General features: G+C 69.2%; 14 protein-coding genes and 1 tRNA gene. 10 read left to right on the forward strand and 5 right to left on the reverse strand.

The features are described 5' to 3' along the window. Positions 1 to 202 precede the first annotated feature (202 nt). Positions 203 to 1,144, forward strand: a complete 942-nt coding sequence (gene rlmB, locus ACWGJB_RS30885; protein WP_453383334.1) for a 23S rRNA (guanosine(2251)-2'-O)-methyltransferase RlmB — start codon at positions 203 to 205, stop codon at positions 1,142 to 1,144. 173 nt (positions 1,145 to 1,317) lie between these two features. Next, positions 1,318 to 3,051, forward strand: a complete 1,734-nt coding sequence (locus tag ACWGJB_RS30890; RefSeq protein ID WP_453383335.1) for a DoxX family membrane protein — start codon at positions 1,318 to 1,320, stop codon at positions 3,049 to 3,051. A 118-nt stretch (positions 3,052 to 3,169) separates the two neighbouring features. Here ACWGJB_RS30890 and ACWGJB_RS30895 read toward each other — a convergent pair whose 3' ends face one another. The 3 genes from ACWGJB_RS30895 to ACWGJB_RS30905 all read right to left on the reverse strand — a co-directional run bounded on the left by ACWGJB_RS30895 (position 3,170) and on the right by ACWGJB_RS30905 (position 5,810). Beyond that, a complete protein-coding gene (locus tag ACWGJB_RS30895; RefSeq protein WP_362561466.1) occupies positions 3,170 to 3,901 on the reverse strand; it encodes a nucleotidyltransferase family protein in 732 nt (243 codons plus the stop codon). An 86-nt stretch (positions 3,902 to 3,987) separates the two neighbouring features. Beyond that, complete coding sequence (locus ACWGJB_RS30900) at positions 3,988 to 4,449, reverse strand: hypothetical protein (RefSeq protein WP_453383336.1); 462 nt, start codon at positions 4,447 to 4,449, stop codon at positions 3,988 to 3,990. Between the two features lie 224 nt (positions 4,450 to 4,673). Then, entirely contained in the window at positions 4,674 to 5,810 is a 1,137-nt protein-coding gene (locus ACWGJB_RS30905) for an ABC transporter ATP-binding protein (protein ID WP_362714263.1), read from the reverse strand. Between the two features lie 219 nt (positions 5,811 to 6,029). Here ACWGJB_RS30905 and ACWGJB_RS30910 point away from each other — a divergent pair. Continuing rightward, positions 6,030 to 6,103, forward strand: a tRNA-Thr gene (locus tag ACWGJB_RS30910). On the opposite strand, the gene ACWGJB_RS30915 is transcribed toward ACWGJB_RS30910, so the two are convergent. Both ACWGJB_RS30915 and ACWGJB_RS30920 read right to left on the reverse strand, forming a co-directional pair. Beyond that, a complete protein-coding gene (locus ACWGJB_RS30915; protein ID WP_453383337.1) occupies positions 6,103 to 7,719 on the reverse strand; it encodes a site-specific integrase in 1,617 nt (538 codons plus the stop codon). The two genes, ACWGJB_RS30910 and ACWGJB_RS30915, sit on opposite strands and share 1 nt — an antisense overlap. A gap of 28 nt (positions 7,720 to 7,747) precedes the next feature. Further along, positions 7,748 to 8,695: a helix-turn-helix domain-containing protein gene (locus ACWGJB_RS30920; protein WP_453383338.1), complete on the reverse strand. Its 948-nt coding sequence runs from the start codon at positions 8,693 to 8,695 to the stop codon at positions 7,748 to 7,750. A gap of 154 nt (positions 8,696 to 8,849) precedes the next feature. Here ACWGJB_RS30920 and ACWGJB_RS30925 point away from each other — a divergent pair, with 154 nt between their 5' ends. The 7 genes from ACWGJB_RS30925 to ACWGJB_RS30955 are packed head-to-tail and all read left to right on the forward strand — an operon-like array spanning position 8,850 to position 10,991. After that, positions 8,850 to 9,074 (forward strand): helix-turn-helix transcriptional regulator, encoded by a 225-nt coding sequence (locus ACWGJB_RS30925; protein ID WP_453383339.1) that lies wholly within the window; start codon positions 8,850 to 8,852, stop codon positions 9,072 to 9,074. After that, positions 9,071 to 9,394 (forward strand): helix-turn-helix domain-containing protein, encoded by a 324-nt coding sequence (locus ACWGJB_RS30930; RefSeq protein WP_453383340.1) that lies wholly within the window; start codon positions 9,071 to 9,073, stop codon positions 9,392 to 9,394. Before ACWGJB_RS30925 ends, ACWGJB_RS30930 begins: the two co-directional genes overlap by 4 nt. Before the next feature lie 15 nt (positions 9,395 to 9,409). Then, positions 9,410 to 9,844, forward strand: a complete 435-nt coding sequence (locus ACWGJB_RS30935) for a DUF6907 domain-containing protein (RefSeq protein ID WP_453383341.1) — start codon at positions 9,410 to 9,412, stop codon at positions 9,842 to 9,844. Continuing rightward, positions 9,841 to 10,137, forward strand: a complete 297-nt coding sequence (locus ACWGJB_RS30940) for a hypothetical protein (RefSeq protein ID WP_453383342.1) — start codon at positions 9,841 to 9,843, stop codon at positions 10,135 to 10,137. The genes ACWGJB_RS30935 and ACWGJB_RS30940 overlap by 4 nt, the downstream gene beginning before the upstream one ends. Beyond that, positions 10,134 to 10,328 carry a hypothetical protein gene (locus ACWGJB_RS30945; RefSeq protein ID WP_453383343.1) on the forward strand — a complete coding sequence of 65 codons (195 nt, stop codon included), beginning with the start codon at positions 10,134 to 10,136 and terminating at the stop codon, positions 10,326 to 10,328. The genes ACWGJB_RS30940 and ACWGJB_RS30945 overlap by 4 nt, the downstream gene beginning before the upstream one ends. A gap of 40 nt (positions 10,329 to 10,368) precedes the next feature. Beyond that, positions 10,369 to 10,569: a hypothetical protein gene (locus tag ACWGJB_RS30950; RefSeq protein WP_453383344.1), complete on the forward strand. Its 201-nt coding sequence runs from the start codon at positions 10,369 to 10,371 to the stop codon at positions 10,567 to 10,569. Beyond that, positions 10,566 to 10,991: a hypothetical protein gene (locus ACWGJB_RS30955; protein ID WP_453383345.1), complete on the forward strand. Its 426-nt coding sequence runs from the start codon at positions 10,566 to 10,568 to the stop codon at positions 10,989 to 10,991. Before ACWGJB_RS30950 ends, ACWGJB_RS30955 begins: the two co-directional genes overlap by 4 nt. Positions 10,992 to 11,047: the final 56 nt, after the last annotated feature.

An 11,047-nucleotide genomic window follows, 5' to 3' on the forward strand; every position in this document is an offset into this window, starting at 1 on the left:
CTTCTCTCCCGGTGCGTCTCTGCGTCGCGGCCCCCCCCCCCGCCCCCCCTTTCCACCCAACCCCCACCCCCCCCTTCCACACCCATTCGCTGGGCCCCCCCGCCCCCGGGCCCCCCACACTGCATAAGACGTACAACACCGCATCAGTACGACGCCGCATGAGACGTACGTACGAAACGAAGCTTACGGAGACGGGTAACCCATGGCAGCCAACAACCGCCGCATGTCCGGCAAGAAGGGCGCGCAGATCGGCAGTGGCGGCCAGCGGCGCCGAGGCCTGGAGGGCAAGGGCCCGACCCCGCCCGCCGAGATGCGCAAGGGACACAAGAAGAACCGCATCGCCAACGCCAAGACGAAGCAGACGGTACGCCGTCCCGCGCCGCGCGGCCGGGGCGGCAAGGGCACCTCCGAGCTGGTCGTCGGCCGTAATCCGGTCGTCGAGGCGCTGCGCGAGGGCGTTCCCGCGTCCACCCTCTACGTCCAGCAGTTCATCGACAACGACGAGCGCGTCCGCGAGGCCCTCCAGCTCGCCGCCGAGCGCGGTGGCATCAACCTCATGGAGGCGCCGCGCCCCGAGCTGGACCGTATGACGAACGGCCTGAACCACCAGGGCCTGGTCCTCCAGGTCCCGCCGTACGAGTACGCGCACCCCGAGGACCTGGCGGAGGCCGCGTACGACGGGGGCGAGGACCCGCTGATCGTCGCCCTGGACGGGGTCACCGACCCGCGCAACCTCGGCGCGGTCGTCCGCTCCGTCTCCGCCTTCGGCGGCCATGGCGTGGTCGTGCCCGAGCGGCGCGCGGCCGGTATGACGGCGGGCGCCTGGAAGACGTCGGCCGGTGCGGCGGCCCGCACGCCGGTGGCCCGTGCCACGAACCTCACCCGGGCCCTGGAGGCGTACAAGAAGGCCGGCATCGTGATCGTCGGCCTGGCGGCCGACGGCGAGCACGTGATCGGCGACCTGGAGGCGCTCTCCGGCCCCGTCGTCATCGTCGTGGGCAGCGAGGGCAAGGGCCTGTCCCGGCTGGTCGGCGAGACCTGCGACTACCGGGTGCGGATCCCGATGCCGGGTGGCGCCGAGTCGCTCAACGCCGGTGTGGCGGCCGGGATCGTCCTGTACGAGGCGGCCCGGCGGCGGGGCTGACGGCGCGGTACGGGGTGTTCCGGCGGCGGTACGTGACGGCGTGCCAGGCGGGTTGAACAAACGTCCGCAACCTCACCTGCGCGGGGTAATTCCGGTGTCCTGCACATCCTTGACGGGGTCCGGACACTTCGGGGCGGTCAAAGCAGTGTCCTAACTCCACGTCACTCGGTTAGATGAGTGTGGACACCAGAACACCCCGCACACCCACGGGGGACCGCTCGCCGGGATTCCGCTCCGGATTCACTTCCGGGCCCGACGACGCTCCCGCGCTGAGCATGGTGAAGGTGCCGAGCGATCCGGCGCAGGTCATCGTCAACCACGCGAGTTTCCGCGTGCAGTTGGGCGTATCGACACGGCGTGCCCAATCTCCCCGGGTCGCACGGCACCTGAGCGCCACCGAGGACACCGCGCGCATCCCGGTCGCCGGCACGGCGGGCAGAGCGGGGGCGGCGTCCGGCCGTCGCCGCCCGGTGGTGTGGAGCGGCAAGTCCGCGCCCGACGACACCGGAGCCCACCGGCTGCTCCAGGCCGTCCGCGGCGGCAGCGTCCGGTATGCCGAGGAGCCCGCCGAACCGGCCGGCGCGACCCAGGTCATCCCGCGCGTCGACGGCGGCTACGCCGACCTCGACCAGACCGTCGAGACCCCGACGGTCGGCCATCCGCGCTCCCCGGTCTCGGGCGAGTCCCGGCTGCTGCCGCCGATGCGGACAGCGGGCAGCGCCTACGACGAACCGGCTTACGGCGGACCGACCTACGGCGAGCAGGCCTACGACGGGCAGGCCTACGACGGGCAGGCCTACGACGAGCGGGCCTACGGCGAACGGGGTTACGCGGACGACGAGTTCGAGGACTTCGAGGAGCGGCCGTCGACCAGGCGGCACGGTGACGACCCGTCCCGGCACGCCTACTACCCCGGTCGCCGGATGAACCTGGGCGTGGTCCTGCTTCCGCTGCGGATCTTCCTCGGCTTCATCTCCATCTACGCCGGCATGGGCAAGCTGTGCGACCCCGTCTACTTCGACGGCGGCAAACGCGGCTCCATGGTCACCTGGCTCAACACGCTGCATCCCTGGGACGTCGCCGAGCCGCTGCGCCAGTTCGCCCTCCAGCACCCGGTCGGCTCCGGCCTGGTCATCGCCTTCTTCCAGGTGATCGTCGGCGTGCTGACCGTCCTCGGCTGCTGGCAGCGGGTGGCAGCGGTCGTCGGCGCCCTGCTCTCCGCCGCGCTCATCGTCACCGTCAGCTGGAAGACCGTCCCGGCGTACGACGCCCCCGACATCATCTACCTCGCCGCCTGGTCGCCGCTGATCATCGCCGGCGCCCCCGTCTACTCCGTCGACGGCCGCCTCGCGGGCAGCGCCTGGCGACGCCTGGGCCCGCACTCCGACATCTGGGATCTGCGTGCCTTCGTGCTCCGTCGCGGCGCCCTGATCACGGCCGTCACCATCGGCCTCACCCTCCTGGTCGGCTCCCTGCTGGGCGGGGCGGTCCGCGACTCCAGCCGCGTGGTGGTCCCCGGCCCCGGTGAGGCCCCGCGCAACAACCTCCCGGGCTCCCCGCTGCCGGGCGAGTCGGCCAAGCACGACGCGAAGACCCCGTCGGCCCCCACGTCCCCCTCCGGGGGCGCCACGGCCGGCGCGAGCCCCTCCGGGGCGGCGACGGCCCCGGGCCCCGGCCGCACCACGAGCGGCGCCACCAACACGACTCCCAGCCAGACCCAGGGCACGACGGGCCAGGCCCCGCCGCAGCACACCGCGCCCGCACCGACGACAGCGGGCCCCACGTCCGGCGGCACCACGTCCGGCGGCTCGGCCCCGACGGGCGGCACGGGCACCGGCACCGGAAGCTCCGGCGGCGGCTCGACGTCCACGGGCCAGCCGGGTCTGGTGGGCGGCCTGCTGGGCTAGTACGGCCACTTCACGGCCATGGGCCCCACGCCTTGCGGCGTGGGGCCCATGGCCGTGAAGAAAGAAGAAAGAAGGAAGTAAGGAGGGCACGGGGCCTCAGCGCGCCCCGAACCGGCCGTCACCGCCCCAGCGCCGCCAGTTCCTTCGCCGCCTCCGTCAGGTCCTTCGCAGTGTCGATCGCCCGCCAGTACGCCCCCTGCGGAATCGGGAACCCGGCCAGCCGCCGGCTCCGCGCAAGGTGCGGGAACGTCGTCCGCTCATGGTCTCCGCGCTCCGGAAGCATCTCGGCGAACTCCGGCGAGAAGACGTACACACCCGCGTTGATCTCGAACGTCGACGGCGGTGCCTCGATGAAGTCCGTGATGTGCCCGAAGCCGTCCGTCTGCACCGCACCCCAGGGGATCCGCGGCCGGGCGAGCGCGAGCGTCGCCACCGCGTCCCGCTCCGTGTGGAAGTCGGCCATGTCGCGCAGCGAGAACCGCGTCCAGATGTCGCCGTTCGTGGCGTACCAGGGCCGGTCGGTGTGCGGCAGGTGCGCGGCGGCGTACCTCAGGCCGCCGCCCCGGCCCAGCGGCTCGCTCTCCACCACGGTCGTGACGGAGAGGGGCAGGTCGGCCGAGTCCAGCCACTTCTGCAGGACGTCCGCGAGGTGGCCGCAGGAGACCACCACGTCCGTGACGCCCTCCTCGGCGAGCCAGGTCAGCTGGTGGCCGATGATCGGCGTGCCCGTGCCCGGGATCTCGACCATCGGCTTGGGCCGGTCGTCGGTGTACGGACGAAGCCGTGAGCCCTGGCCACCGGCCAGGACCACGGCTTGAGTGGGGCGCAACGCGGCGTTCGGATGGGTCATGCCCCGAACTGTACGACGCGCCCCCGGGTCGGCTTCCCGCCGTGAGGCGGCCCTTAAGGACCCGTTACCTGCTTACCGAACGGTGTTCAGCTGTGTGCCGCCAGCACTCCGGACGCGAAGGCCGTGTCACAGACCGGGCGGGCGTACGACTGGGCGCGCGAGGCGCCGTAGATGCGTACCGCGGCCCGGCCCAGCGCACGCGCGATGGACGAGCAGTGCTGGGCCAGCGACGGGTGGCCGTTGACCGCCTGCTGGAGGTGGGTGAGGACCTGGCCCGGGTTCTTGTCCTGGAGCTCGGTCATCAGCTGGTCGCGCAGGACGTCCTGGGGGGCCCGCGAGACGGCCTTGGAGGAGACGGCGGCGTCGGTCACGTCGGTCGCGGTGAGCACCGAGTTCCGCGGGCTTCCCGTCCAGTTGACGCGGGTGACGGCGAGGGTCCCGGAGAGCACCAGGACGACGGGCAGGACGAGGGCGAGAGTGCGGCCGATCCGGCGGGCAGGGCCGCCCCGATGGCCGCGTCGCGTCTGAGGGGTGGTGGAGTGCTTCACGCGTGTGAGGGTAGCGTGCGGTAATGATTTGGCGACATTTAGTCACCGGTTCGGGGGATGGAGAAGTGACCTGTTTCGGGTACGGGGTTGACGTACACGGCTCGAAAACCACCCGCTTGCCGGGGTAAATCGGGACAACGAAAAGGGCCCCGCGGCAGGTCGCGGGGCCCTCATCGTCAACCTGGGCAAGTTCACCCTGGTCAGAGGTTTCTCTGCTTGATCCGTCAGTCGGAGAGACGCTCGCCCGTGGAGGTCGAGAACACGTGGGTCTCGCCCGGCCGCGGCACGACGTGCAGCGTGGCGCCCTTGTCCGGGACCGCGCGGCCGCTGACGCGGACGACCAGGTCCTTGAGGTCGTCCCCGACCTTGGCGCTGCCGTAGACGTAGCCGTCGGCGCCGAGCTCCTCGACGACGTTCACGGAGACCGCGAGACCCGCCGGGGCGTCCTCGGTGTCCTTGGTGAGGGAGGCCGCGGCCTCGCCGTTGTGCTCGACGATGTCGAAGTGCTCGGGGCGGACGCCGACGGTGACCGTGCGGTCGCCCTTGTCGGCGGCGGCCTGGAGCGCCTCACGGTTGACCGGGACCACGCTGTTGCCGAACTTCACGCCGCCGTCGGTGATCGGGACCTCGACCAGGTTCATGGCGGGGGAGCCGATGAAGCCGGCGACGAAGAGGTTGGCCGGGCGGTCGTACATGTTGCGCGGCGAGTCGACCTGCTGGAGCAGACCGTCCTTGAGCACGGCGACCCGGTCGCCCATCGTCATGGCCTCGACCTGGTCGTGGGTGACGTAGACCGTGGTGATGCCGAGGCGGCGCTGGAGGGACGCGATCTGCGTACGGGTCGAGACACGGAGCTTGGCGTCCAGGTTGGACAGCGGCTCGTCCATGAGGAAGACCTGGGGCTCACGCACGATGGCGCGGCCCATCGCGACACGCTGGCGCTGACCACCGGAGAGCGCCTTCGGCTTGCGGTCCAGGTACTCGGTGAGGTCGAGGATCTTCGCGGCCTCCTCGACCTTCTGCCGGATCTCCGCCTTGTTGACGCCGGCGATCTTGAGCGCGAAGCCCATGTTGTCGGCGACCGTCATGTGCGGGTAGAGGGCGTAGTTCTGGAACACCATGGCGATGTCCCGGTCCTTGGGCGGCAGGTGCGTGACGTCGCGGTCGCCGATGCGGATGGCGCCGGCGTTGACGTCCTCGAGCCCTGCGAGCATCCGGAGCGAGGTGGACTTGCCGCAACCGGACGGGCCGACCAGGACGAGGAACTCTCCGTCCTCGATCGCGATCTCGAGTCCGTCTACGGCGGGCTTGGTGGAACCCGGGTAGATCCGGGTCGCCTTGTCGAACGTGACAGTGGCCATGGCTCAGAGGCCCCCTTCTACCGGCAGGAACGTGCCGGACGATCCGTTGTAGGAAGGTGGTGGTGTAGTCCACGAGAGTGAACTGGCTCAGGACGGTACCTGGCGTTCACCCCGTATGTCAGTACCTGGAGCCCTGTGAACTTCGCGGAAATTTTCGACGGGCACCACCTGGGGGCTGGGTACACTGCACTGGCACGTGAGCGGAACACCCACGCGCAGGCCTCCTTAGCTCAGCTGGCCAGAGCAACGCACTTGTAATGCGTAGGTCGTCGGTTCGAATCCGACAGGGGGCTCAACTAGAGGGCAGGTCAGGGGAGGTTTTGTCCCCGGTCTGCCCTTCATCATCTTCCTCGTGCGTGAGCGATGCGTGAGCGGCGGTGTCAGAGACCGGCTTCCGGGCACGAGGAACCGCGGCCGCCGCCCGCTCGGCCAGATCCTCCTCGTACTCCTCGAAGAGTTCCATGTAGGTGTCCGACGTCAAGGCGATCGTCGAGTGCCGCAGCTTCGCCTTCGCGTCATGAATGTCACCGCCGCCGGCCTTCACCAGAGCAGCCGCGCCGTGCCGCAGATCCCGCAGGTTGATCGGGGGCAGACCCGCGGCGGCGACGATCTCGCGGAACGCGTCACTCACCATCTCCGGGTGAAGCCACTCACCGCCCTCCTGGACGAAGATCTTGCCGGTATCCGCCCAGGGGAGCCGCGCCTCCAGCCGGGCGGCCCGCTCCGCTATCTGCCGCTTGCGGTGCGCCAGGAGGACCGCTACGGTCTCCCGATCCAGCTTCACGGGGGCCGCGGACCCGTCGGTCTTCGGGTCCGTCTCGATGGGCGTCCAGCCGTCCGTCACGATCTCCTTGGCCACCGCGATCGTGCGGGCCTCCCAGTCGACGTTCGTCCAGTCCTGGCCCACCCCCTCGCCGCGGCGCAGACCGTGGTGCGCGACCAGGTGGAAGAACGCGTACAGCCGGTGCCCCTCGGCCGCGTCCAGGAACCCACCCAGCTGGGCCGGCGTCCACACCATGACCGGGCCGGGCTTCACCCCGGTCTCGCGCCAGCGGGCCACCCGCTCTGCCGTCCACAACATGCCCTTCGGCCGCTTCGCCGAGCCGATGTCGACGTGGGCCGCCGGGTTGAAGGTGATGTACTGCCGGCCGATCGCGAAGTTCAGCGCGGTCCGCAGGGCCCGGCGGATGTCGTGCTTCGTCGAGTGCCCGGTGATCCGGCGGAACGGCGGCATCTCCGCCAACTTCGCCTTCTCCTCGGCCAGCCGCTGAGCCTCAGCGGCCGGCGGCCGGGACCGCTTACCCCAGGTGGCCCGTGCGGCCTGCTCGCGCCGCGCCTCGTTCTCTGCGCGGATCACCTCGTTGCGCTCGTCGATCGCGTCGAAGAAGGCCTGTACGTGGCCGACGTTGAGGCGGTCGAGGCGGTGGTGGCCGAGGCCGTCGCGCAGGTGGTAGTTGACCCGTGACTTGTACCCGTTGACGGTGGTCGCGCGCCGGGACTTGGACTTGGCCTCCAGCCACTCGTCGAGGAGGTCGGCCACGGTCATCACGTCGGTGAGCTTCAGTCCGGTGCGGAACCGGCGGCGCGTCTCCTCCAGGCCGGGCAGGGGCGCCTTCTTGTTCTTCGACACCTCCTCGAGGAGGTCGCCAATCCGGACCTGCCCTTCGGCGTCGTCGGTGTCGGGTAGGTCGAGGAGGGCGCGCACCTTGTCGAGGTCGCCCTGGGCGTCCTTGGCGGTGTCGTAGCCGCTGCGGGAGAACGAGCGTCGGCTCCCGTCCTCACGCGGCGGCAACTCCTGCCGTACCGCCCACACTCCGTGCCGGCGGCTGGACAGCAGCGGGCACGTTTTGCCCAGCACCTTGCCGCTTTCGTCACGACAGTAGCATCGGCGGTATGTGGACCCCTTCATGCAATTTCCCTTTCGCGATTGACGAATTCTATCTTCCGCTCCGCAGGAACCGGCGGCGCCTTGGTGTCTGATCTTGTTTCCTTTCTGCGTCGAATGCCGCTCTATCCCACCGATCGGAAAGATCAGACAGTTCCTGGTCCCATTTAGAGAGGCCCATATCGGTGGAAACCGCTTCTTCCGTTTTGGTGAGGACCTCCTGAATCTCTGGCCAGCGTCTGGTGATCTCGGCTTGCAACTCGTCGATCAGCTCCCGGGTAACGTGCCCTCGCGCGCTTTGCAGTGCTCGTTTCGTCTCGTATGTCCCTCGTTCATCAGCGCGTGCGTCCCGTTCCTCGCCGAGGGTGCGCCCGTACATCCCAAGGGCGAATGCCTCCACCAGACCGTTCGCCGGCCGCTCCCCGTCTGGAGTGGTGATTCGTTCGGCGACACGCCGATTGATCTCGAAGGATCCTGGAGACGATGTGTAACGCGTGCCGAACTTCTCAGGCCAAAGCGTGTAGTACATGTACTCATACACGCTGACTAGCATGACAACCCTCCTCCTGTTGCGCGGGAGGCTCACGTCTTCGTTCTCGATGCCGCCGAGAAGGAAAGATTCATCTTCCAGCGGCGCCGCTTCTTGCTGACGCCGTTCTGGCAGTGCAGTGGGGGCCATTAGGGCCAGCGCATGACCGGGAATTTGATGGGCCGGGATCCAGGTGGAATCGCTGATCATCACCTGTGTCTCCCCCGGGATGATTGGCTTGTCCCACCCCCCGAGCTTTCGAAAAAGGGTGGGGAGCAGCAGGATTTCACCAAAGGATAGCTCTCGGTTCCCTGCTTCCAGCGCGGCAACGCTACTGCGCCCCCATGTAAACCCGTGCGCACGGGCCACCTCGGCGATGTCTTCCTGCCGGAGGCCGCGGCTCTCACGGAATTCGCGCAGTCTCCTGCCGATAACAGCGGATAGTTGCTGAGGGTTGTCATCAGTTGCCATGGCTTCACGGTAGGCGGTGTGCAGCGTTCGCCGCCAGACGCCCCAGGCGTGATCTGGACAGCTTGCAGCGCTCGGATCTGAACGCTTGACACTGCGGAGACTGGTGATGCAGAGTCTGGAGCGTCCGGTATCAAACTCTCCAGGACGGCAAGCAATGGCAACTCAGGACATCGCTCCGACCAGCACCGGAAGGACGGGCTGCGTCCACACCTGGGTCTCCGTCGAGGACTTGGCCGAAGAACTTCAGATCCCCAAGTCCACGATCTACGGCTGGAAGACCAGGGGCATCGGTCCCCAGTGGACCCGTGTCGGGCGCCATCTACGGGCGCGCCGCAGTCAGGTCGAAGCCTGGCTCGACTCGCTGGGCAGTGCCGCGTGACTACCCCGGCCCTGACCATCGCCGAGCTGCTCGACCAGCCCGCCGTCGTCCCCCTGTGGCCGACCGTGGGCCGGGCCCTGGGCCTCGCTGAATCCACCACGTACCAGCTCGCAGCCGAGAACAGGCTGCCCATCGAGGTCATCCGCCTCGGGCGCCGACGGGTCGCCCGGACCGTGGACCTCTACCGCTTCCTCGGGCTCGCCCCGAAGGAGACCGGCGCCGGTCCCGCGTGCGAGGCGGGATCGACTGCCGGAAACGACGAAGAGGCCGCGTGCGAGGCGGCCTCTCCAGTCGAGCAATCCAGTCCTACCGCGAAGTAAGAAACGAGACGCTCCATGAACAGAGTACCCACGGCGGCAACGGCGCCGTCGACCAGCCCGTTCGCCCACCTCTCCCTCGTGCCCGCCGTAGTCGATGGGGTTCAGGTCCCCGTCGCCTGCCCGGCCACCTGGTGCACGCAGGACCACACGGGTGAGGACGCCACCAAGCACCTCGACGACATCGACCACAGCGGCGCGCACGTCAACCTCATGATCCCCAACGCGCGCAAGAACAACGACGTTGGCCTGTTCGCCTACGTGCGCCTTGGCCAGGACGTCTACAACAGCGACCACTACATGAGCGACCCGCACCTGCGGTTCGAGGACGGCGGCGGCGAGGAGACCACCGTCACCCTCGACCAGGGCCTCGCGTTCGCCGACCGGCTCGTCGAGTTCGCCGAGCAGATCCGCGGCCTGGTCCGCACCGCCCAGACGGGGGGCGCGGCGTGACCACCACCCAGGACACCCAGATGCGCGAGCGCGTCGAGCAGGACACCGCCCGCATCATGGCCGCCATCACCGACCCGGCCGCCGCCTTCACCGCCCTCGCCGGCGAGTACGGCATCCAGGTCGAGGAGTGGGACGCCCGCGGCCTCGACCAGAGCCTCCGCGACGAGCTCCTCGCCCACTACCTGGAGAAGGACGGCAAGCGAGTCTTCGTCGTCCGCGTCGGCCAGGACCCCGCCGAGCGGCTCCACGCGCTCTGCACCCTGCTCGCCCACCTGGAGGTGACGCCGGTATGAGCACCACCACCGAGCAGGCCATCGCGATCGTCGAGGAGTTCCGCGACACGATGCAGAGCCTCGGCCAGACCACGCCCGCCGTGGAGAAGTTCGCCGACGACGTGACCATCTTCGTCATCGCGACCGGCTCCCCGCAGGTCGCCGTCGACATGGCCCTGCTGAACCTCGTCGGCAAGCAGGTAACGCCGTGATCAGGACCGCGTTCCATCAGCCCGTGTTGCGGGAGGCGGCGTGAACCCCACTGTCACAGCTGCTCTGTTCGTCGACCTCGAAGGCGTCCGCGCTCGCTACGAGTGCCTCCGCCCCGGCTGCGACAAGCCGATCGAAGGCCCCGTGCACGGCGACAACGTCAAGCCCTTCGTCGACAGCATCCGCACCGACCACCCAGCTCGCTGCACGGCGAGCCTTCGGCAGCAGGGAGGGCACCGGTGAGCGGCACCGTCCACATTCAGGTCGGCATGTTCGACGCCAAGGTCCACAGCCCCTTCGAGGCCAAGGACTACATCAAGGATCTGCCCCACCGCTGGCGCCGCTGGGACAAGGCAGAGAAGTGCTGGATCGTCGAACTCCACGCCGTCGACCTTCTGAAGTCCACGCTCCGCCTGGCCGGCTTCACCGTCCGCACCACCCACCAAGGCGGATCCAGCCGGACACACAGCGCCCCGCCGCCACGCGCCGAGCGCAACGCAGACACATGGGCCGACTCGATGTACCGCGCCCTCGGCAAGGACCTCGGCGACAAGGCGTACAAGGCCCTCGTTCCCGTCCTCCACCCCGACCGCGGGGGAGACACCGTCTGCATGCAGCAGCTCAACGCAGCCCGCGACAAGGCCAAGTTGCAGCCCACCCGGTGACGCGAGCGCGGCGCTGTCAGGGGCAGCTCCGCGCCATCACGAACACCATCGGCACC

It is taken from the genome of Streptomyces sp. NPDC054813 (genome assembly GCF_053611365.1).

Excerpts from the sequence above, each read along its gene's own strand:
- rlmB (WP_453383334.1), top strand. The coding sequence starts at position 203 with ATGGCAGCCAACAACCGCCGCATGTCCGGCAAGAAGGGCGCGCAGATC.
- ACWGJB_RS30890 (WP_453383335.1), top strand. The coding sequence starts at position 1,318 with ATGAGTGTGGACACCAGAACACCCCGCACACCCACGGGGGACCGCTCG.
- ACWGJB_RS30905 (WP_362714263.1), bottom strand. The coding sequence starts at position 5,810 with ATGGCCACTGTCACGTTCGACAAGGCGACCCGGATCTACCCGGGTTCC.
- ACWGJB_RS30920 (WP_453383338.1), bottom strand. The coding sequence starts at position 8,695 with ATGGCAACTGATGACAACCCTCAGCAACTATCCGCTGTTATCGGCAGG.
- ACWGJB_RS30945 (WP_453383343.1), top strand. The coding sequence starts at position 10,134 with ATGAGCACCACCACCGAGCAGGCCATCGCGATCGTCGAGGAGTTCCGC.
- ACWGJB_RS30925 (WP_453383339.1), top strand. The coding sequence starts at position 8,850 with ATGGCAACTCAGGACATCGCTCCGACCAGCACCGGAAGGACGGGCTGC.
- ACWGJB_RS30915 (WP_453383337.1), bottom strand. The coding sequence starts at position 7,719 with ATGAAGGGGTCCACATACCGCCGATGCTACTGTCGTGACGAAAGCGGC.
- ACWGJB_RS30895 (WP_362561466.1), bottom strand. The coding sequence starts at position 3,901 with ATGACCCATCCGAACGCCGCGTTGCGCCCCACTCAAGCCGTGGTCCTG.
- ACWGJB_RS30935 (WP_453383341.1), top strand. The coding sequence starts at position 9,410 with ATGAACAGAGTACCCACGGCGGCAACGGCGCCGTCGACCAGCCCGTTC.